Annotated in this window: 18 protein-coding genes; 12 read left to right on the forward strand and 6 right to left on the reverse strand. The window is 58.7% G+C overall.

Features of this window, described 5'->3' with window-relative positions; translation table 11 throughout:
* The first annotated feature begins 3 nt into the window (after positions 1 to 3).
* From cmk to cysM, 9 genes are all read left to right on the forward strand, one after another.
* Positions 4 to 699, forward strand: coding sequence for a (d)CMP kinase (gene cmk, locus ABD720_RS11660; protein WP_344763457.1), 696 nt, complete (start codon positions 4 to 6; stop codon positions 697 to 699).
* 168 nt (positions 700 to 867) lie between these two features.
* Positions 868 to 2,586, forward strand: coding sequence for a 30S ribosomal protein S1 (rpsA, locus tag ABD720_RS11665; RefSeq protein WP_344763458.1), 1,719 nt, complete (start codon positions 868 to 870; stop codon positions 2,584 to 2,586).
* A 17-nt stretch (positions 2,587 to 2,603) separates the two neighbouring features.
* Positions 2,604 to 2,909, forward strand: coding sequence for an integration host factor subunit beta (locus tag ABD720_RS11670; RefSeq protein ID WP_344763459.1), 306 nt, complete (start codon positions 2,604 to 2,606; stop codon positions 2,907 to 2,909).
* A gap of 219 nt (positions 2,910 to 3,128) precedes the next feature.
* Positions 3,129 to 3,443: a LapA family protein gene (locus ABD720_RS11675; protein ID WP_344763460.1), complete on the forward strand. Its 315-nt coding sequence runs from the start codon at positions 3,129 to 3,131 to the stop codon at positions 3,441 to 3,443.
* A 41-nt stretch (positions 3,444 to 3,484) separates the two neighbouring features.
* The gene (gene lapB, locus ABD720_RS11680; protein WP_344763461.1) at positions 3,485 to 4,660 is read left to right on the forward strand and encodes a lipopolysaccharide assembly protein LapB; all 1,176 of its coding nucleotides are present in this window, start codon (positions 3,485 to 3,487) and stop codon (positions 4,658 to 4,660) included.
* Positions 4,661 to 4,700: 40 nt separating this feature from the next.
* Entirely contained in the window at positions 4,701 to 6,074 is a 1,374-nt protein-coding gene (locus ABD720_RS11685) for a UDP-glucose dehydrogenase family protein (protein ID WP_344763462.1), read from the forward strand.
* Positions 6,075 to 6,076: 2 nt separating this feature from the next.
* The gene (gene rfaE1 / locus ABD720_RS11690) at positions 6,077 to 7,003 is read left to right on the forward strand and encodes a D-glycero-beta-D-manno-heptose-7-phosphate kinase (protein ID WP_344763463.1); all 927 of its coding nucleotides are present in this window, start codon (positions 6,077 to 6,079) and stop codon (positions 7,001 to 7,003) included.
* 118 nt (positions 7,004 to 7,121) lie between these two features.
* Positions 7,122 to 7,493: a ComEA family DNA-binding protein gene (locus ABD720_RS11695; protein ID WP_344763464.1), complete on the forward strand. Its 372-nt coding sequence runs from the start codon at positions 7,122 to 7,124 to the stop codon at positions 7,491 to 7,493.
* Between the two features lie 99 nt (positions 7,494 to 7,592).
* A complete protein-coding gene (gene cysM / locus ABD720_RS11700; protein WP_344763465.1) occupies positions 7,593 to 8,495 on the forward strand; it encodes a cysteine synthase CysM in 903 nt (300 codons plus the stop codon).
* Positions 8,496 to 8,625: 130 nt separating this feature from the next.
* Here cysM and ABD720_RS11705 read toward each other — a convergent pair whose 3' ends face one another.
* Together ABD720_RS11705 and ABD720_RS11710 are read right to left on the reverse strand one after the other, a co-directional pair.
* Complete coding sequence (locus ABD720_RS11705) at positions 8,626 to 8,961, reverse strand: hypothetical protein (protein ID WP_344763466.1); 336 nt, start codon at positions 8,959 to 8,961, stop codon at positions 8,626 to 8,628.
* A 451-nt stretch (positions 8,962 to 9,412) separates the two neighbouring features.
* Entirely contained in the window at positions 9,413 to 10,009 is a 597-nt protein-coding gene (locus ABD720_RS11710) for a DUF1415 domain-containing protein (RefSeq protein ID WP_344763467.1), read from the reverse strand.
* 238 nt (positions 10,010 to 10,247) lie between these two features.
* Here ABD720_RS11710 and ABD720_RS11715 point away from each other — a divergent pair, with 238 nt between their 5' ends.
* Positions 10,248 to 10,787: a YaeQ family protein gene (locus ABD720_RS11715; RefSeq protein ID WP_344763468.1), complete on the forward strand. Its 540-nt coding sequence runs from the start codon at positions 10,248 to 10,250 to the stop codon at positions 10,785 to 10,787.
* Here the strand turns inward: ABD720_RS11715 and mltB are convergent.
* From mltB to ABD720_RS11735, 4 genes are read right to left on the reverse strand one after another with little or no spacing between them, the layout of a single operon-like run.
* On the reverse strand, positions 10,774 to 11,922 hold the full coding sequence (gene mltB / locus ABD720_RS11720; RefSeq protein WP_344763469.1) for a lytic murein transglycosylase B: 1,149 nt from the start codon (positions 11,920 to 11,922) through the stop codon (positions 10,774 to 10,776). The genes ABD720_RS11715 and mltB overlap by 14 nt on opposite strands.
* Entirely contained in the window at positions 11,919 to 13,949 is a 2,031-nt protein-coding gene (locus ABD720_RS11725) for a transglutaminase TgpA family protein (RefSeq protein ID WP_344763470.1), read from the reverse strand. The genes mltB and ABD720_RS11725 overlap by 4 nt, the downstream gene beginning before the upstream one ends.
* The gene (locus ABD720_RS11730) at positions 13,946 to 14,953 is read right to left on the reverse strand and encodes a DUF58 domain-containing protein (RefSeq protein ID WP_344763471.1); all 1,008 of its coding nucleotides are present in this window, start codon (positions 14,951 to 14,953) and stop codon (positions 13,946 to 13,948) included. The genes ABD720_RS11725 and ABD720_RS11730 overlap by 4 nt, the downstream gene beginning before the upstream one ends.
* A gap of 10 nt (positions 14,954 to 14,963) precedes the next feature.
* Complete coding sequence (locus tag ABD720_RS11735) at positions 14,964 to 15,884, reverse strand: AAA family ATPase (RefSeq protein WP_344763472.1); 921 nt, start codon at positions 15,882 to 15,884, stop codon at positions 14,964 to 14,966.
* Between the two features lie 171 nt (positions 15,885 to 16,055).
* Here ABD720_RS11735 and ABD720_RS11740 point away from each other — a divergent pair, with 171 nt between their 5' ends.
* On the forward strand, positions 16,056 to 17,000 hold the full coding sequence (locus ABD720_RS11740) for a histone deacetylase family protein (protein WP_344763473.1): 945 nt from the start codon (positions 16,056 to 16,058) through the stop codon (positions 16,998 to 17,000).
* Between the two features lie 72 nt (positions 17,001 to 17,072).
* Positions 17,073 to 19,289, forward strand: coding sequence for a bifunctional diguanylate cyclase/phosphodiesterase (locus ABD720_RS11745; protein ID WP_344763474.1), 2,217 nt, complete (start codon positions 17,073 to 17,075; stop codon positions 19,287 to 19,289).
* Positions 19,290 to 19,311: the final 22 nt, after the last annotated feature.

The following is a 19,311-nucleotide window of genomic DNA, read 5'->3' on the forward strand; positions in this document are numbered from 1 at the left end:
ACCATGTCCCATTCAAAAATCCCCGTCATCGCCATTGATGGCCCGACGGCCTCCGGCAAAGGTACGGTTGCGCACCAGGTTGCGCTCAGGCTGGGATTCCATTATCTCGACTCCGGTGCGCTGTATCGGCTCACGGCCTTGTCGGCGATCCGCAAGGGCGTCGATCCGGTCGACGAGCACGGACTGGCCAAGGCAGCAGCAGCGTTGCATTGCCACTTCAATGGCGAGCATGTGTTTTTATCCAACGACGACGTGACGGCAGCCATTCGTGCCGAGGCGGTCGGCAACTTTGCTTCCCGCATCGCCACGTTGCCGACGGTGCGGCAAGCGCTGTATGCCTTGCAACTGGGCTTTCGGGTGCCGCCCGGACTGGTCGCGGATGGACGCGATATGGGCACGGTGATTTTTCCGCGTGCCACGCTGAAGGTGTTTCTGACTGCCAGCGCCGACGCGCGCGCGGCGCGGCGGTACAAGCAATTGATAGGCAAGGGAATCTCTGCTACTATGCACGACCTCCTGAAAGACCTGAACGAACGTGATGCGCGTGATGCTAACCGCGCCATTGCACCGCTCAAGCCAGCCGAGGATGCATATATGCTGGAGACCTCGGACATGACTGCGGAAGCCGCAATCAACCAGGTGCTGGCCTGGTATGCAGCCATACGAAAGCGGGATGATTCGCACCCCGCCGGCAATTGAACAAATGCACCTGCATCTGAATACAAGCAACATCGCAAGCAACATCGCAAGCAATAACCGGAGTCCCGCAGCGCGCAAAGCACTGTGAGACACAAACAAACCTAACCCTCTATCTGGTCCGTTCACGTTGAACGACACCACTATTGGCAACCTGCTCAAAACCTCGCTATGACTACTGTCACATCTACTGAATCCGCTGTTGGTATGGAAAGTTTTGCCGCTCTTTTTGAAGAATCGTTGTTACGCCAGGACATGCGTTCCGGCGAAGTGATCTCTGCTGAAGTCGTCCGTCTTGACCATAACTTCGTTATCGTCAACGCCGGCCTGAAGTCAGAAGCGTTCATTCCCATCGAAGAATTCAAAAACGACAATGGCGAGCTCGAAGTCAACGTCGGTGATTTCATTTCTGTTGCCATCGAATCGTTGGAAAACGGTTTCGGCGACACCATCCTGTCCCGCGACAAGGCCAAGCGCCTCGCATCGTGGCTCTCGCTCGAAAAAGCGATGGAGTCCGGCGAGATCGTTATCGGTACCGTCAATGGCAAGGTCAAGGGCGGTCTGACCGTTCTGACCAACGGCATTCGCGCGTTCCTGCCAGGTTCGCTGGTCGATACCCGTCCAGTCAAGGACACCACCCCGTTCGAAGGCAAGACCCTCGAATTCAAGGTCATCAAACTTGACCGCAAGCGCAACAACGTCGTTCTGTCACGCCGCGCCGTCATCGAAGCGTCGATGGGTGAAGAGCGTCAGAAACTGATGGAAACGCTGAAAGAAGGTACCGTCGTTACCGGTATCGTCAAGAACATCACCGACTATGGCGCATTCGTGGACCTGGGCGGCATCGATGGCCTGTTGCACATCACCGATCTGGCATGGCGTCGTGTGCGTCATCCATCGGAAGTGCTGACCGTCGGTCAGGAAATCACTGCCAAGGTCCTCAAGTACGATCAGGAAAAGAACCGCGTTTCGCTGGGCGTCAAGCAATTGGGCGACGACCCTTGGACCGGTCTGTCACGTCGTTATCCACAAAGCACCCGTCTGTTCGGTAAAGTCACGAACCTCACCGACTACGGCGCATTCGTTGAAGTCGAGCAGGGTATCGAAGGCCTGGTCCACGTGTCTGAAATGGACTGGACCAACAAGAACGTGGCGCCAAACAAGGTTGTCCAACTGGGCGACGAAGTTGAAGTCATGGTTCTGGAAATCGACGAAGAGCGTCGTCGTATCAGCCTCGGCATGAAGCAATGCAAAGCCAATCCTTGGGATGACTTTGCTGTCACCCACAAGAAGGGCGACAAAGTCCGCGGAGCGATCAAGTCGATCACCGACTTCGGCGTGTTCATCGGCCTGGCTGGCAACATCGACGGTCTGGTGCATCTGTCGGATCTGTCGTGGACCGAAACAGGCGAAGAAGCGGTTCGCCGCTTCAAAAAAGGCGACGAGCTCGAAGCCATCGTGTTGGCCATCGATGTCGAGCGCGAGCGTGTTTCACTGGGCGTCAAGCAACTCGAAGGCGATCCGTTCAACAACTTCGCAGCCATGAACGACAAGGGCTCGCTGGTGACCGGTACCGTGAAAATGGTCGAGCCTAAGGGCGCCGTGATCCAGTTGTCCGAAGAAGTCGAGGGCTACCTGCGCGCTTCCGAAATCTCCCGCGACCGCGTGGAAGATGCCGGTACGCACCTGAAGGTTGGCGATACCGTCGAAGCCATGGTTCTGAACATCGACCGCAAGGCACGTGGTATCCAGTTGTCGATCAAAGCCAAAGACAATGTCGAAACGCAAGAAGAAATGCGCAAGATGTCGACGGCTTCGGATTCGAACGCTGCTTCCGGCACAACCAGCCTGGGCGCATTGCTCAAAGCTAAATTCGACAACAAGAACTAATGTTGCCGAGTCTGTAGATGACAAAGTCAGAGCTGATTGCTCGCTTGGCCGAACGGTATCCGCAGCTGGTTGCGAAGGATGCGGATTACGCGGTCAAGACCATACTTGATGCAATGACCGACGCGCTCGCGACCGGTCAGCGCATCGAGATCCGCGGTTTCGGCAGCTTTTCGCTGAATAGCAGGCCGCCGCGGATAGGTCGCAACCCGAAGTCGGGCGACAAGGTGATGGTTCCCGAAAAACGGGTGCCGCATTTCAAGCCAGGCAAAGAGCTGCGTGAGCGGGTCGATGCCATGGTCGGGCAACCGATCATGGAAGACTGAGTTGTTTGCAAAAAATGAAACGGCATCCTAGGATGCCGTTTTTTTTCACGTACAATTTTGCTGCGCCTCATCTGATCGGGAGGTGGTCATCGCATGTCCGGATTGCGCGGTGCCGTCAGGGGGTTGCAGTAACGACCAGCGTTGTACCGAGGAGCATGGTTGTCCGCACCATGTTTGATGTACCTGATATCGTCCTGGCCAACTAGGAGAGTGATGCCCATGAAATTTTTGTTCAAGATTCTATCCGCCTGTGCTGCGATTATTTTCTTTGGCTTTGCCATCAAGAACACGCAAGAAGCTGCCCTAAACTTTTTCCTCGGCTATGAAATACGTGGACCGCTCGTATTACTGCTATTCAGCTTTTTCATGATCGGCGCCATCCTGGGCGTGTTTGGTATGCTGCCGTCGTTCGTACGTCAGCGCCGTGAACTGAGCCGGCACCGAAAGGTGATCGCGACCATGCAGCAAGAGCAGGAAATGACCCGGGCAAGCCGCAGCCAGCCTCCACAACCCGATTCGATCGTGAGCAAATGAATTGTGTAATCCCCGTTTATCACTGAACACCCGGGTACCGTATGGAATTTGAAATCTGGTGGTTACTTGGCATACCGGTCTTTTTCGGATTGGGCTGGATTGCGGCGCGTGTCGATATCCGGCAATTGCTTTCCGAATCGCGCAGCCTGCCCCGAGGCTATTTCAAAGGATTGAATTTTTTACTCAACGAACAGCCTGACAAGGCCATCGACGCGTTCATCGAAATCGTCAAGCTGGACCCCGAGACGGTTGAGTTGCACTTTGCGCTGGGTAACCTGTTTCGCCGCCGCGGCGAGACCGAGCGCGCAATTCGTGTGCACCAGAATCTGCTCGCCCGGCCAGATCTGCCGCTGGAACATCAGGTCCACGCGCAATACGAACTGGGCCAGGATTACCTGAAGGCCGGGCTGCTCGACAGGGCGGAAGAAACCTTCAACCGTCTTGTGGAAACGCAATACAGTGCACAGGCGCGTCGTGCACTGCTCGAGATCTATCAGCGCGAAAAGGAATGGACCCGCGCTATCGAGGCCGCGTATGCACTGCAGGAGTCGGGCGCAGGCGGCCGGCAAAAGGAAATCGCGCAGTTTTACTGTGAAATCGCACAGGATGAACTGGTGCATACCCACGCCGATGCCGCGCTGGAAGTCCTTGAAAAAGCGCTCTCTGCCGATCGCAAGAATGTCCGCGCGACCTTGCTGATCGGCGATGTCCACCTGGCCAAGGGTGATATTGAAGCCGCCTTGCTGGCATGGCGCCGGGTCGAGCAGCAAAGCGTGCCGCACGTGGCACTGGTGGCACAGCGATTGATGGATGGCTATCGCGCGCTGGGGCGTCCGCAAGAAGGCGCCAATCTGCTGAAATCATATCTGGCGGAAGCTTCCTCGATCGACTTGCTGGAAGTGGTCTTCAAGGCCGTGCTGGAACTTGATGGCGTCGAAGCAGCGAATCAACTGGTGAGCAATGAACTGCGGCGCACGCCCACCCTGCTCGGGCTGGATAAATTGCTGGATGCGCGCCTGATGGATGCGCCGCCGGAAGTCCGCCCCGAACTGTCGCTGGTAAAAAATCTGGTGCATGGGTATGCACAAAAGCTGGCACGTTACCAATGCAGTCACTGCGGCTTCAAGGCGCGCCAGTTTTACTGGCAGTGTCCGGGTTGCAGCCGTTGGGAAACCTATCCGCCGCGCCGCACCGAAGAGCTCAATGTCATGAATTAACCTGCGTGGCTGCGGCCGCGCACACTTGTAAAAGATCTCCATGAAAATCACGATTGTCGGTACCGGCTATGTCGGACTTGTCACCGGGGCCTGTCTGGCCGAACTCGGAAACGATGTTTTTTGTCTCGACCTGGATCAACGCAAAATCGATCTGCTCAACGACGGCGGGATTCCGATCCACGAACCCGGGCTGGGCGATGTCGTCGCGCGCAATCGTGCTGCGGGGCGGATGACGTTTTCGACGGATGTGGCGGCCAGTGTCGCGCACGGTGATATCCAGTTCATTGCAGTGGGTACGCCGCCAGATGAAGACGGTTCGGCAGACCTGCAGTACGTGCTGGCTGCGGCCCGCAATATCGGTCGGCACATGACCGGCTTCAAGGTGATCGTTGATAAATCGACGGTGCCGGTCGGTACCGCTGACAAGGTCAGTGCGGCGGTGCAAGGCGAGCTGTCTCAGCGTGCCAGCGAAGCACTGTTCTCGGTGGTCTCGAACCCGGAGTTCCTGAAAGAAGGCGCTGCAGTCGAGGACTTCATGCGGCCGGACCGGATCGTGATCGGTTGCGACGCAACGCCTGCCGGCGAGCAGGCGCGTCAATTGATGAAGAAGCTGTACGCGCCGTTCAACCGGCATCATGAACGCACCTTCTGGATGGATGTCCGGTCAGCCGAGTTCACCAAATACGCCGCCAATGCCATGCTCGCCACGCGGATCTCGTTCATGAACGAACTTGCCAACCTGGCCGATCATGTCGGCGTCGATATCGAAGCGGTACGACAGGGGATTGGTTCCGATCCGCGCATAGGTTACAGCTTTCTGTACGCCGGCTGCGGCTATGGCGGATCGTGTTTCCCGAAAGATGTACAGGCGCTCGAACGTACGGCACGGGAATATGGCCAGGACCTGTTGATCCTGCGCGCGGTCGAAGCGGTCAACAATCACCAGAAGCATGTGCTCGGCACAAAAATCGTGCGTCGCTTCGGCGAAGATCTCAGTGGCCGGCGCTTTGCGATCTGGGGATTGGCCTTCAAGCCCAATACCGATGACATGCGCGAGGCATCGTCGCGTGTGCTGATCAACGAACTGCTGCAGCGTGGGGCATCGGTTGCCGTATTCGATCCGGTGGCGATGCCCGAAGCACGGCGTGCCCTCGCGCTGGACTTTGCCGGGGACGCGGCTGCAGTCTCCCGCATCCACTTTTGCGATAGCCCGAACGACGCTTTGAAAGACGCGGATGCGCTGGCGATCGTGACCGAATGGAAAGCCTTCCGCAGCCCTGATTTCGGGTTACTCAAAACGCTACTAAAGGCACCTGTAATTTTTGATGGCCGCAATCTGTTCGAGCCGGAAGCCATGGCGACAGCCGGTTTCGAGTACCACGGCATCGGCCGCTCAATCCTGACGCGGGCCTGATCATGGCTGTGCTTCCTTCTTTCGCCGATAGCCGGATACTGGTGGCCGGCGACATCATGCTCGACCGTTACTGGTTTGGCGAAGTCAACCGGATCTCGCCCGAGGCACCGGTGCCGATCGTGCGGGTCGAGCGTCGCGAAGAGCGTCTTGGCGGTGCTGCCAACGTGGCACGCAATGCCGCAATGCTGGGCGCGCAGGTCGGGTTGCTCGGCGTCGTCGGCAATGATGAAGCCGCCGATATCATCGAGCGGCAGTTGACTGATCTACAGATCGGCAGCTTCCTGAGTCGCGACGCGGCCATTGCAACGATCATCAAGTTGCGTGTCATCGGTCGACAGCAACAGTTGCTGCGGATTGATTTTGAAGAAGCCCCGAGCGAGTTCGTGCTGCGCGACAAACTGACGCGCTTCAATGCGCTGTTGCCGGATTACGCGGTCGTCGTCCTGTCTGACTACGCCAAGGGCAGTCTGGTCAATGTCGCCGACATGATCGCTGCCGCAACGCAGCTCGGCAAACGCACGCTGGTCGATCCGAAAGGGGACGATTTCGAGCGGTATGCCGGTGCCTCGCTGCTGACGCCGAACAAGTCCGAATTCAGGCGTGTGGTGGGTAGCTGGCGCGATGAAAACGAGCTGATTGCCAAGGCGCAGCTGTTGCGTCAGAACTTGCGTCTCGAAGCGCTGTTGCTGACGCGTTCCGAAGAAGGCATGACCTTGTTCACGGAGGCCGAAGTGCTGCACATGCCGGCCATGGCGCGCGAAGTCTACGATGTCTCTGGCGCCGGAGACACCGTCATCGCGACGATGGCAGTCATGCTCGGTGCCGGAAAATCCTTGCCGGACGCGGTGCGGCTGGCCAACAAGGCCGGTGGAATAGTCGTCGGCAAGCTGGGAACGGCAACTGTGACCAGTGAAGAGTTGTTTGGCTGACGCACATTTCTCTGGTGGCGGGGGGATTGCTGTGCGGGCGCGCTAAAAGTGCTGGGCGGCCCTTGCCTCGATAAATACTTGGTGTTCTCCATTGCATCCACTTTATCGAGGGCAAACCATGTTCAAAAAAATAGTACTGGCTGTTGCTGGCCTTGTTGCTTCAATCGGGATCGCACTGGCCCAGACGCCGGTGGAGATCAACAAGGCCGACCAGGCCGCACTGGATGGCATCCGCGGTATCGGCCCGAAATTGTCCCGGACCATACTCGACGAACGCAAAAAAGGCGGGCCGTTCAAAGGTTGGCCGGACCTTGAAAACCGGGTCAACGGTATCAAGATCAAAAGCGCGATGCGGTTGTCCGATGCGGGGTTGACGGTGGATGGCCAGCCCCGGCAGTCATCTGTCGCAGGCAATGGCAAGGTCGCTGCCAGCGCAGCAGGCCGGGCTGGCGAGGTGCCTGGCGAGCGCGATACCGGTCCAAAAAAGTAAGCTGTGCAGCGCTGGTGCCGACGGTGCCGGGCATGCACCAGCACACGGCGCGACGTCTGCGTTTAGAATGGGCAGCTTACTCAATTGCGACGTGACTCCATGGCCTACCTGACTCTCGAAGATACCATCGGCAATACGCCGTTAATCCAGCTCAAACTGATTGGTGGCGACAGCGTGCGCCAGCGCAACAATATTATTCTGGGTAAGCTCGAAGGCAACAATCCGGCCGGTTCGGTCAAGGATCGGGCGGCATTATCGATGATCCGGCATGCCGAGGAGCGTGGCACCATCAAACCCGGCGACACCCTCATCGAAGCCACCAGCGGCAATACCGGCATCGCCCTCGCGATGGTAGCGGCGATGCGCGGTTACAAGATGGTGTTGCTGATGCCTGAAAATCTGAGCGAAGAACGCAAGCAAAGCATGGCTGCCTATGGTGCCAGGATTATTTTGACACCCAAAACAGGCGGCATGGAATATGCCCGCGATCTTGCCGAAAAAATGCAGAAAGATGGTGAGGGCCTCATTCTCGATCAGTTTGCCAATCAGGATAATCCGTCTGCACATTACACAAGCACGGGACCTGAAATCTGGCGCGATACCCATGGTGCGGTAACGCATTTCGTCAGTGCGATGGGAACCACCGGCACCATCATGGGTGTCTCGCATTATCTGAAGGAAAAAAATCCTGCCGTCCAGATTATTGGTGCACAGCCGGAAGAAGGATCGCAAATTCCGGGTATCCGGAAATGGCCGGAAGCCTATTTGCCGCGCATTTTTGACAGGTCGCGCGTGGATCGGGTAGAGAATGTGAGCCAGTCGGCAGCAGAAACGATGGCGCGTCGACTTGCTGCCGAGGAGGGGGTGTTTTGCGGTCCGTCTGCCGCTGGTGCATGCGAAGTTGCCTTGCGTATTTCGCAGACCGTCGAAAATGCTACCATCGTGTTTATCGTTTGCGATCGGGGTGACCGCTATTTGTCTACCGGAATATTCCCGGCCTGATTGACGTCGATGCCGTGCTCAAACGCACCGCGTCTCGACCATAAACCGGTCCAGCCTCAATCGTAGCGTTGTAGCGTACGCATCAATGTAAAAACAGGATCAGGCGATGATATCGGCTGATCCTGTTTTTTTATGACTCGTCCGAGTCGGTGCCATTTTCTTTTGGCTTGAATTGCTTGTCGCTGATCCGGAATTTATCGCGCCGGTCGCCCATCAGGACGCGCAGGTCGCGGATGCTCAGATCGCTGACTTCGTGCATGCGGATGAGCAGTGACGCGCCAACCGGCAAGCGACGATGACGAATCTTGCTGATCACCGGAGGAGCAACTTCGAGCGCACGAGACAACGCGGCGTCGTTTTTCAAGCTGAGTTTATCAATTAACGAATCCAGTAAATTATTGGGATCGTAGGCTAATTGGTCTGAAAGTCGATTACTAGTCATGGTGTGTTCTAACTGAGTGGTCATATTCTAAATAATTCCATAAGGCAAGTTAAGTGTACAAGGAAATTCGCAACTACTGTGGGTTTTTGGCAATTAATGCTTTGACTACAACAAATCCATACAGTTGCATTTCCAGCCGGTTTTTTTCACGTAAACATTGTTTTAAATAAATTAGCTGTTTGTTCAAGTAATAGCGAAGTTGTCGGAATCAACACGTATTTACGGCGGCTAGACTGAAGCCCGAGAGACAACTTGGCGCCCCTCAGTAGTTGACCAGAATTAGCCGTGTTGTCATCCTCGTGAACTGCGCTGGACATCGCCAGACAAACAAACGCATAGCTTCAAGATAACTTTTGCCTGCGGATTCAGTTTAGACAGTGATGTTGATGTTATTTTGATAATTCTCAAGTGATCAGGAGGCAGTTATTACTATTTGAAAATACTTGAGGGAAATGTGTTGCTCTGTATCGAGCGATCAGGCGGATTTATCGGCACGTTTCGATGACGCGTCATCAGCGGGTTCCACGCCGAGGTCGTTCCAGCCCTGATGACCGAGCCGACGCAGTGTGTCGATATTGCGCTCGAAGATGGTGGCGGCTTCCGGAAACGCAGCAACAGCGCGATCGAGGCTGCTCTCCCGCAGCAAATGCAGCGTAGGGTACGGCGAACGGTTGGTGTAATTGTCGATATCATCGGCTTGGGTGCCGGCGAACTGGTACTGCGGATGAAAACTGGCGATTTGCAGGATGCCGTCGAGTTCAAGATCACAGAGCGCCTGATCGGCCACATCCAGAAATTCGTTGTAATCGAGAAAATCCGTCAGCATCGCCGGATGGATCAGCAGTGTTGTCTCGACCTGTGCCGGATCAGCCTCGGACAATGCGCGTAGCTCACTGGTCAACACGTCCAGCAAGTCATGCTCGGTGGTGGCCGAACTCACCACGTAGCGAATTTGTTCTCGCACATGCACTGCCTTGGCGAATGGACAGAGGTTCAGACCGATCACGGCTGCTTCCAGCCAGTGTCGTGTCGCATGAATGATGGTTGAGTCGTCGGGAATGGTCGTAGGCATCGTGGATGTCGCAGGTGCGCAGAAAGAATCAGGACGCCATTATAAAACTTGCGTCGATACCGATTTCAGCCCATTTCAGCGTCTGGCCGCTCCAGCGCCGACTTCCGGTCAGCTCACCTCGGTTTGACGAGGTGTCGCGCCAGGTTCTTTTCCACCAAATTCAGCAGCAAGCGTGAACGATCGGCTATGCTTCGCAGCCGCAATGGCACAACCTCACGCTTCAGGAAACGTATTCAGAATGGCTATCAAGGCAACCATTTTCAAAGCAGATATTCAGATTGCCGATATGGACCGGCATTACTACCAGAACCATGTCCTGACGCTGGCCAGACATCCGTCGGAAACCGATGAGCGGATGATGGTGCGGTTGCTGGCATTTGCACGCCACGCGCACGAGGCGCTAGTGTTCGCCAAGGGTATCGCCGATGCCGATGAACCGGATATCTGGCAAAAGGATCTGACCGGCGCAATCGACCTGTGGATCGATGTCGGCCAGCCCGATGACCGTCGCATCCTGAAAGCCTGCGGTCGCGCAGCCAAGGTCAACATCTACAGCTACAGCAGCAACAGTGCGATCTGGTGGAATCAGATCGGCAGCCGCGTCGACCGCGCCCGCAATCTGGAAGTCATCAACCTGTCGACCGCCAGCAGCCTGGAAATGGCCAAACTGGCCCAGCGCAACATGCAGCTGCAATACACGATGCAGGATGGCGAAGTCTGGGTCAGCGGCAATGGCGAGACGCTGCAAATCGACCTGACCACGCTCAAAGGCCGGTAGCCCGCACGGTCCGGACGGCGCGTGCGAGGTCAATGACTGACATCGCGTAAAAGAAGCTGCGGTTGTATTGCGTGATGGCGAAGAAGTTGTCGGTGCCGAGCCAGAATTCCGGGGCATCACTCCCGTTCTGCAAGTCGACCAGCCCGAACAGCATGCCGGCCGGTAGTGGTCCCGGTGACATGATGCCCGCTGCCGTCAGTTCATCGACGCCGAATTTTGCGGAGAGTCCCTGTCCGATGAACGCATCCCAGGCGCGTGCGCCATTGCTGTTTTCAGCAGCGACGAGCGTCGGACTCGTGACCGGAAAAACCGTCGGTTCGCCCCGACGCCAGCCATGCCGCGTCAGAAAACTCGCCACGCTGCCGATCGCATCGACTGGCGAGTTGCGCAAATCAATCTTGCCGTCGCCATCAAAATCCACCGCGTATTCGCGGATGCTGCCCGGCATGAATTGCGGCCAGCCGATCGCGCCTGCGTACGATCCCTGCAGGCTCAGCGGATCGATACGGGAATCGCGCGCAAACAGCAGCGTATTTTCCAGCTCGCCCCGAAAAAATTGCATGCGTGCCGCGCGGGTCGGCGTATCGGGATAGTTGAACGCCAGCGTGGTGATCGCATCCATCACCCGGTAGTTGCCGGTATTGCGCCCATACACCGTCTCTACGCCGATGATGGCCACGATGATTTCTGCCGGCACGCCAAACTGTGCCTCGGCCCGTGCCAGCGCGTCCGCATAGTCGTTCCAGAATTTCACGCCGCCATTGATGCGCACAGGCTCCACGAACCGCGCCCGGTAGGCATTCCAGTTTTTGGGCCGTCCGGCTGGTGCCGGCTTCATCAATTGCACGGCGCTTTCGACGTACAGAGTTTTGCGAAACAGCGTGTCGAGTTCGGTGCGGTCGAAACCGTGACGATTCACCATCAGGTCAATGAAATCGGTGACCTCTTTCCATTGCGAGAAGTCGGCAAATTCGCCGAGGCTGGAGCCGTTCGACGCCATCGCAGTAGCGCGTGTCGCCGCCGCTGACTTGCGTTTGGTGTCGCCAGCCGAGGCAGTGGCCGCGAGACAGAGCGAGAGCGAGAGAGTGAGCAGAGCGGTACGCAGGACAGGTTTGCAGCAAGAAGGGAAGGTCATCGACAGGCGGTCAGTAAGGAGTGAAGTTGGTTCAGCGCAGCACTGCGCTGGCGGGTGCCCACCGTACCATATTGCAGCGCCTCGTAACATTGCAGGAAGCGCACTGCGGCGTCTTTTTTCGCAGCCGGCAGTAGCGTGGTGTTCGCCACACTGGCCAGGAACGCGCGCGGTCCCTGATGCGGCGCGCGGACCAGGCCGACGCGTGCCATGCGGCGGCAAAATTCGACATACAGCTTGCTGGCCGGGTCCAGCGCTTGCCGGTTCAGGAGCAATGGCAGCATCATTGCAGCCATCACGATGCCGCCGACCGCAAACATCAGCGCGGTCAGCATCTGCCAGTCGACCGTCCCCAGGCCGAGTTTGCCGATCAGGCTTTTTTGTCGTTCCGGCGAATAATTCAAGACCCATTGATTCCAGGCGTTCGACATCGCATCCAGATTGAAGCGGGTCAGCGTCAGCCACGACTCCTGCGACGGCGCAAAACTGACCAGCCCGCCGAACAGGCTGCGACCGGACTGGCTTGCCACGCTACGCTGGACCCGTTCCGGCGCCACCGCTGCGGTCGGATCGATCCGCGTCCAGCCGCGTTGCTCCAGCCAGACTTCGGCCCAGGCGTGGGCATCGCTCTGGCGAACCTCCATGTAACCATCGCGCGGATTGATTTCGCCGCCCTGATAGCCAGTGACTACCCGGGCCGGAATGCCCAGTTCGCGCATCAGAACCACAAACGCAGCGGCGTAATGTTCGCAAAACCCGGCGCGGCTCACAAACAGGAAATCATCGACTGAATTGCGCCCGAGTAGCGGCGGCTCCAGCGTGTAGCTGAAAGGCTCGCGCCGGAAGTACGCCAGCACCAGCCGGATCAGTTCGGCGCTGTCGCTGGAGGTCGCCAGCAGTTGTCGGGCGAACCGGGCGGTCGCCGGATTGTAGCCAGCCGGACGCTGCAGCGCGCGGTCGATGTCGTCGGCCAGCGCTGGCTGCATGGGGCCGGGCTGCAGACGGAAATCGGTCCATGAGGTGACTTCGTAGCGCAGGCGGTTGCCGATGCGCTGGCTTGCCATCAACTGGAAATCGTTGGCCAGATAGGCGCTATTGCCGCTCAATACCGGTGGCTCCAGCGGCGACTCCAGGGCAAACAGCCAGCGGCGTCCGTGCGGCTCCAGCGTGACCTGATAGCGCGTCGGTTTGCTGCCAGCCACCGCTAGCACGTTGCCTGGCGCCATTGGTGTTTGCGGATACTGGGTCCAGCTGCGGCCATCGAAACTACCCAGCACCGCAGCGCGCCAGTACAGGCTGGCCTGGGCAGGAACCGGGTCCAGAAAGCGCACCCGGAAGGCGATCTCGTCGGACTGCGCCAATGATGAAATCGTCCCCGGCGTCATGGACTCCGACAGGCCGGTGCGCCCGCCTGTGGCATCACCCGGCAAGCCCCATAACGGTCCCTGAATACGCGGAAACAGCAGGAACAGGATCAGCATCAGCGGTGTGGCCAGCCCGACGATCAGCGTGGCAAAGCGCAGCCTTTTTTTCAGCGGTGGCACGTTGCCGGTATATTGAAACGACAGTTGCGCGGTCAGCAGCGCCAGTACCGCCATCGCCATCAACAGGGCAGTCAGCAGACTCTGCGAATAAAAGAAATTCGTCAGCAGCAAAAAGAAGCTCAGGAACAGCACCACGAACAGGTCGCGTCGGGCGTGCATTTCCAGCAGCTTCAGGACCAGCAGCAAGGTCAGCATCGCGACACCGGCGTCGCGTCCCAGAAAGGTACGGTACGCGAGGTAGATCCCCGTCATGGCCACTGCCGCCACCGGCAGCAGCAGCCAGCGTGGTGGCAGGTGCTTGCCGGCAAAGGTAATTCCGCCACGCCATCCCATCAGCACCAGCACACCAGCCGAAATCCAGCCCGGCAAATGGAAAAAATGCGGTATCAGCACCAGCAGGCACGCACTCATCAGCGTCAGCATGTCGGCCTTGTCACGTGACATCGGTCGGATCAGAAGCTGTCGTAGCGAGGTCGGGTTGTTCATGGCAATCCGAATTCTGCCATCGCACGCAGGCAGGCAGCTTGCTGGGTCGGGCCGTTTGCTGGTGGCAGGTATAGGGCGCCGAGCCGGAACGCGTACGGCAGCCCGCGTGCCTCGGCATCGAGCACCCAGCGCGTCATGCGCGACAATTTCAGTTCGGTATCCATGACCCGCGGCAAGGCGGCGAAATCGATGGTCAGTTCGCTGGCCGCACCGCCTTCGAAATGCTTGGTCACCAGCTTGCCACCCAGCGCCAGGTCGACCCGGGCGATCTGGCGCCACGCCAGCTGGCGCATCGAGTCGCCCGGCTGGTAAGCACGAATGCCGGCAAAATCATCTTGCCCCGCCGAGCCACGGCCTTGTGCGACATTGCCGGCCTGCATAGGCAGTGGCGGTGCGAATTCTTCGGGATGCGGATAGACCAATACCTGCAGGTCCGGTTGCCAGTAACTCCAGGCGCGCAGCAGTCCCAGCGGGAAGCGCGTGGTCAGCCGGACGCGCGGCGCCTGCAGCCACCCGCGCGTGGTGCTGGCGACACTCAGCGTGATGCTGCTGCTGGCCTGCGCCGCGACATCGATGGCCTGCTCCGGCGCCGGGTCGTCAACGCCCTGGAACACCAGCCAGATCGCATAGCGGTCATGTTTGCGGCGATTGATTACCTGCAGTTCGAAGTGCGCGGCGTCACCGCAAAACACCGGGACCGCACGGCCAGCGGCCAGATACAGATGGGCCAGATTGCGAAAGGTCAGGTGCATGTCGACCACGGCGCAAGAGGCGATCAGAAACGTGAACACAAAGCCGAGGTTCAGGTTGTAGTTCACCGAGCCGACAAACAGCAGCACCAGCATGATGCCAAATCCCCAGCCGGCGCCGGTGGGTACGATGAAGACCCGACGCTGGTTCAGAAAGACTTCGCCGGACTCCGGTCCGCCGAGCCGGAACAGCCAGCGGTCGATCGACCTGGCGAACCAGTTGCGCAGGCGTGCGGGTAGTCGTTCTTGCGTCATGCCGGCTACCTCAGACAGCGACGGATTTCATCATCTGCGCGACCAGGTCGCGGCTCGCCAATGCTGAAGCACTACTGGATTTGAGCGGGCGCAAGCGGTGGGCGATCACGGGCACCAGCACCGCCTGCACGTCTTCGGGAATCACATGATTGCGGCCTTCGAGCGCGGCCCAGGCACGTGCCGCCTGCAGCAGGGCGATTGCGGCGCGCGGGCTCATTCCTTCATGGAACATGCCGTTCTGGCGCGAGGCCAGCACCAGCGCCTGCACATAGTCGATCAATTTGTCGGACGTGTGGATCTGCGCCAGCGTGGCGCGGGCCGCGAGCAGTTCCTCCGGTTGCATCGCGGCGCGCAGGCCTTTGAGGAGGGTGCGCCGGTCGTCGCCCATCAGCAGCGCACGTTCGGCCGCGGCATCGGGGTAGCCCAGCGACAAACACATCAGGAAGCGATCCAGCTGCGACTCCGGTAACTGGAACGTGCCGATCTGGTGTCCCGGATTCTGTGTGGCGATCACAAAGAAAGGTTGCGGCAGGTCGCGCGTCACGCCATCGGACGTCACCTGGCGCTCTTCCATCGCCTCCAGCAACGCCGACTGGGTTTTTGGCGTGGCGCGATTGATCTCGTCACCCAGCAGCACTTGCGTGAAGATCGGTCCCGGATGAAATACGAACGTGCTGCTGTCGCGATCAAAGATCGAGACGCCGATGACGTCGGCTGGCAGCAAATCGCTGGTGAACTGGACCCGGTTGAAACGTAACCCGAGCGAGATCGCCAGCGCATGGGCCAGCGTGGTCTTGCCGACCCCCGGCACGTCTTCGATCAGCAGGTGGCCGCCAGCCAGCAGGCAGACGAGCGCCTGCCGCACCTGGTGCTCTTTGCCGACCACGATCTGGTTGATCTGGTTTGCCACTGCGTGAATGTTTGAAAGCATGGGTCTATTGGCGAGAGTGGGTGGCTATACGGTTTTTGTCATGCAATGTTGGTTACACTAACCAACCGGCGAAGTCAGCCGGGGAGACGACCGATTGATTCTATTCGAGAACGCAAGGCATTGCCTGCTGGAACTTGTCCGCCAGTGCAATGCCGCAACCGTCGAGAGCCTATGAGCACAGGATTTTTTACCCATTCCGATTGCAAGCGCCATGACATGGGGTCATGGCATCCGGAGTCACCAGCACGTTTGCAGGCGATCGACGACCAGCTCATTGCCAGTCGTATCGACATCTTGCTTGAACATCGCGAGGCGCCGCTGGCCACGGTGGCCATGCTGGAAACCGTACACACGCCGCAAGCCATTGCACTGGTTGCCGAGAATGTTCCGGCAGAAGGTGCCGAGCATCTGTATCCGATCGATCCGGACACGTCGCTCAATGCGTATAGCTATACCGCTGCCTTGCGATCGGCCGGGGCCGCCGTGGCAGCGACGGATGCGGTGATGGCCGGCGAACTCGACAATGCGTTCTGTTCGATCCGCCCGCCGGGACATCACGCAACGCCCGGCGCGCCGATGGGGTTCTGCCTGTTCAACAATGTCGCGATTGCCGCCCACCGCGCGCTGGAATTTCATGGGCTGGCCCGGGTCGCCATTGTCGATTTCGACGTTCATCATGGCAACGGCACGCATGACGCATTTCGCGATGATCCGCGCGTGCTCATGGTCAGTTTTTTTCAAGATGCCCTTTATCCATTTTGTGAAGACCCCGGCAGCAAGACGGGCTTGCACAACATGGTCAACGTGGCGGTGCCAGCCTTCAGCGGTGGCGAAGCAGTACGCAAAGTCGTCACCGAAAAATGGCTGCCCGCGCTGCATGCCCACCAACCCCAGATGCTCTTCATCTCGGCTGGTTTCGATGCGCATCGCGAAGATGATCTCGGGCAGATGGGATTGGTCGAGGCCGACTATGCCTGGATTACCCGGCAAGTGATGGACATTGCGCGGCAATATGCACAGGGCCGTATCGTCAGTTGCCTGGAAGGGGGATATAACCTGTCGGCGCTCGGACGCAGCGTGGTCGCGCATCTGAAGGTGCTGGCGGAGATCGATTGATCGTCGCGACGCAGTAATATCACGGCGATCGGTCGCCGTACCGTCGCCGGCGTACCAGACTCATGCCGCGCAATGCAGTTCGACTCCGCCCCGAAGGTATCGACATTGAACCAGCCCGACCTCATTCCGATTTCACCCACGATGTCCGCAGAGCTGGAAAAAACCTGCGCCCAAGAAAAAATCCATTTGCTGGGTGCGGTACAGGGATACGGATTCCTGATGGTGGTCGACCCTGCCAGTGAACGCATCGTCCAGCTGTCCAGCGGCATGGCACGCCACTGGCCGGGCTTGCCGGCAGCGTCGGCGCTGATCGGTTCACGGGTCTCTGACTGGATTGAGGGCATCGACACCAGCGCTGCGCTGACGACCGACTTGCTGCCGGCTTCCCACCCTGTGGTTCGCTCCTGGCGCCCCCGTTTCGAGCGCACTGGTTCCGAACCGGCATTGTCAATGGCAGCGTCTGGGGAATGCCTGGTACATCGATCCGGCGCCATGCTCGTGCTGGAGTGGTTGCCGCACGCAGCAGCGACCGATGAGCCTCCCGGTCATCCGTTTCCCGACATCACGGCTGTGATTGCCCGCTTGCGCGAAACCAATCAGCTCGATTCTTTTTTCGCGGTTTGTGCCGAGGTGGTACAGCAAGTCAGTGGTTTCGACCGGGTCATGATGTATCGCTTTTTGCCTGATGGCAGTGGCGAAGTCGTGGCTGAAAACACCTCTGGCGAGTGCGAAGCCAGGTTCATGGGCTTGCGTTTCCCCGTAACCGATATTCCGAGTCAGGCACGGGCGTTGTATCTGGCAAACCGGTTGCGTGTGCTGGTCGATGTCGAGGCGGTGCCGGATACGCTGGTGCCTGCGCTGCTGCCTGACGGCGGTCCGCTTGACCAGAGCCACTGCCTGTTACGCAGCATGTCGGAGGTGCATCTGACTTATCTGCGTAACATGGGTGTGCGGGCAACGCTGACCTTGTCGATCGTGTGCGACGGCAAGCTGTGGGGATTGATCGCCTGTCATCACCACGCGCCGAAGGGCTTGCCGCAACTGGCCAGAGAAGGCTTGCGCGAAGTCTGCGAACTGATTGCCGAAGTGACCGGCATGCGCATCCTGGCACTGAACCAGATTGCGGCCCTGCAGCACCGTCTGGAATTCATTGATGTATTCAATCGGCTGCGTCTGGCGCTGGTGGCGGGTGCACAGATAGCGACGGCGCTCGACGACGCGCTGCCGGAGCTACTGACGGTGTTCGAAGCTACCGGATTCGGCGTACGCATCGGTAATGTCGATTACGTCGGTGGACCGGATACGCGTGGCGCAACGGCAAAAACCTTGCTCGACGAGGTGGCGACCCGCCTTGGTCCGGTCTTGAACATGGCGACGGTGACAAGCCGGGACGACCTGCTGGTGACGGAAAAGCAACCATTCAGGATGTCATTGGATGTTGCCGGCCTGATGCTGGCGCAAGGTCCGCAACAAGACGCGATATTCTGTTTCCTGACACGCCAGGAAGTGGTGCGGCAAGTCCGCTGGGGTGGCGATCCGAACAAACTGCTCGTGTCACTGCCGGATGGCACCCGACGCCTTGAGCCGCGCAGCTCGTTTGCAGAGTGGCTGGAGTCGGTCCAGGGTCAGTCACAGCCGTGGCAGCAAGCCGACGGCGAGGCACTGGAAGAATTGCTGCACATCCTGGGTGACATGAATCACCGTCAGACCAGTCTGGTATTGCAAAAGAAACTGCATTGGCGGGCGCACCATGACTCGCTGACCGGGCTGTACAATCGCCGCGCGATGGAGGACGAGGTGTCTCGCCGGCTTGAGCTGGGCGAAACCAACGCGGTGTTGATGCTGGTTGATCTGGATTATTTCAAAGAGATCAACGATACCCACGGGCACGCAGCCGGCGATCAGGTGTTGCAGCAACTGAGTAGCCGGCTGGAATCGGTGATTCGGGAATTCGACTTGCTGTCCCGATTGGGTGGTGATGAATTCCTGCTGCTGTTGCAGTTGCAGGAGCCGACGCCGGATCTGGCGATGTTCGTGGCAGAGCGCTTGCATCAGGCGGTGGCACCGCCATTCGAGGTCAACTCCGTGGCACTGGATCTGCGTATTTCTGTCGGTATTGCGATTCCTCCGGGGCATGGCAACACCATGGCCGATCTGTTGCGACGTGCCGACCTGGCCCTGTATCAGGCCAAGTCGCTGGGACGTTCCCGTAGCGTGGTCTTTGATCCCGCGCTGGAATCCGGTCAGGCCGATCGGTACCGGGGCGAAACTGATCCGGGCACGCGCTGACGCAGTGCTGACAGTCTGAGCC

Origin of the sequence: Actimicrobium antarcticum (genome assembly GCF_039536745.1) — a bacterium.
GTDB classification, from domain to species: domain Bacteria; phylum Pseudomonadota; class Gammaproteobacteria; order Burkholderiales; family Burkholderiaceae_D; genus Actimicrobium; species Actimicrobium antarcticum.

What these genes read in the sequence shown, in the direction of transcription:
- cmk (WP_344763457.1), top strand. Translation starts at nt 4, where the DNA reads ATGTCCCATTCAAAAATCCCCGTCATCGCCATTGATGGCCCGACGGCC.
- rpsA (WP_344763458.1), top strand. Translation starts at nt 868, where the DNA reads ATGACTACTGTCACATCTACTGAATCCGCTGTTGGTATGGAAAGTTTT.
- ABD720_RS11670 (WP_344763459.1), top strand. Translation starts at nt 2,604, where the DNA reads ATGACAAAGTCAGAGCTGATTGCTCGCTTGGCCGAACGGTATCCGCAG.
- ABD720_RS11675 (WP_344763460.1), top strand. Translation starts at nt 3,129, where the DNA reads ATGAAATTTTTGTTCAAGATTCTATCCGCCTGTGCTGCGATTATTTTC.
- lapB (WP_344763461.1), top strand. Translation starts at nt 3,485, where the DNA reads ATGGAATTTGAAATCTGGTGGTTACTTGGCATACCGGTCTTTTTCGGA.
- ABD720_RS11685 (WP_344763462.1), top strand. Translation starts at nt 4,701, where the DNA reads ATGAAAATCACGATTGTCGGTACCGGCTATGTCGGACTTGTCACCGGG.
- rfaE1 (WP_344763463.1), top strand. Translation starts at nt 6,077, where the DNA reads ATGGCTGTGCTTCCTTCTTTCGCCGATAGCCGGATACTGGTGGCCGGC.
- ABD720_RS11695 (WP_344763464.1), top strand. Translation starts at nt 7,122, where the DNA reads ATGTTCAAAAAAATAGTACTGGCTGTTGCTGGCCTTGTTGCTTCAATC.
- cysM (WP_344763465.1), top strand. Translation starts at nt 7,593, where the DNA reads ATGGCCTACCTGACTCTCGAAGATACCATCGGCAATACGCCGTTAATC.
- ABD720_RS11705 (WP_344763466.1), bottom strand. Translation starts at nt 8,961, where the DNA reads ATGACCACTCAGTTAGAACACACCATGACTAGTAATCGACTTTCAGAC.
- ABD720_RS11710 (WP_344763467.1), bottom strand. Translation starts at nt 10,009, where the DNA reads ATGCCTACGACCATTCCCGACGACTCAACCATCATTCATGCGACACGA.
- ABD720_RS11715 (WP_344763468.1), top strand. Translation starts at nt 10,248, where the DNA reads ATGGCTATCAAGGCAACCATTTTCAAAGCAGATATTCAGATTGCCGAT.
- mltB (WP_344763469.1), bottom strand. Translation starts at nt 11,922, where the DNA reads ATGACCTTCCCTTCTTGCTGCAAACCTGTCCTGCGTACCGCTCTGCTC.
- ABD720_RS11725 (WP_344763470.1), bottom strand. Translation starts at nt 13,949, where the DNA reads ATGAACAACCCGACCTCGCTACGACAGCTTCTGATCCGACCGATGTCA.
- ABD720_RS11730 (WP_344763471.1), bottom strand. Translation starts at nt 14,953, where the DNA reads ATGACGCAAGAACGACTACCCGCACGCCTGCGCAACTGGTTCGCCAGG.
- ABD720_RS11735 (WP_344763472.1), bottom strand. Translation starts at nt 15,884, where the DNA reads ATGCTTTCAAACATTCACGCAGTGGCAAACCAGATCAACCAGATCGTG.
- ABD720_RS11740 (WP_344763473.1), top strand. Translation starts at nt 16,056, where the DNA reads ATGAGCACAGGATTTTTTACCCATTCCGATTGCAAGCGCCATGACATG.
- ABD720_RS11745 (WP_344763474.1), top strand. Translation starts at nt 17,073, where the DNA reads ATGCAGTTCGACTCCGCCCCGAAGGTATCGACATTGAACCAGCCCGAC.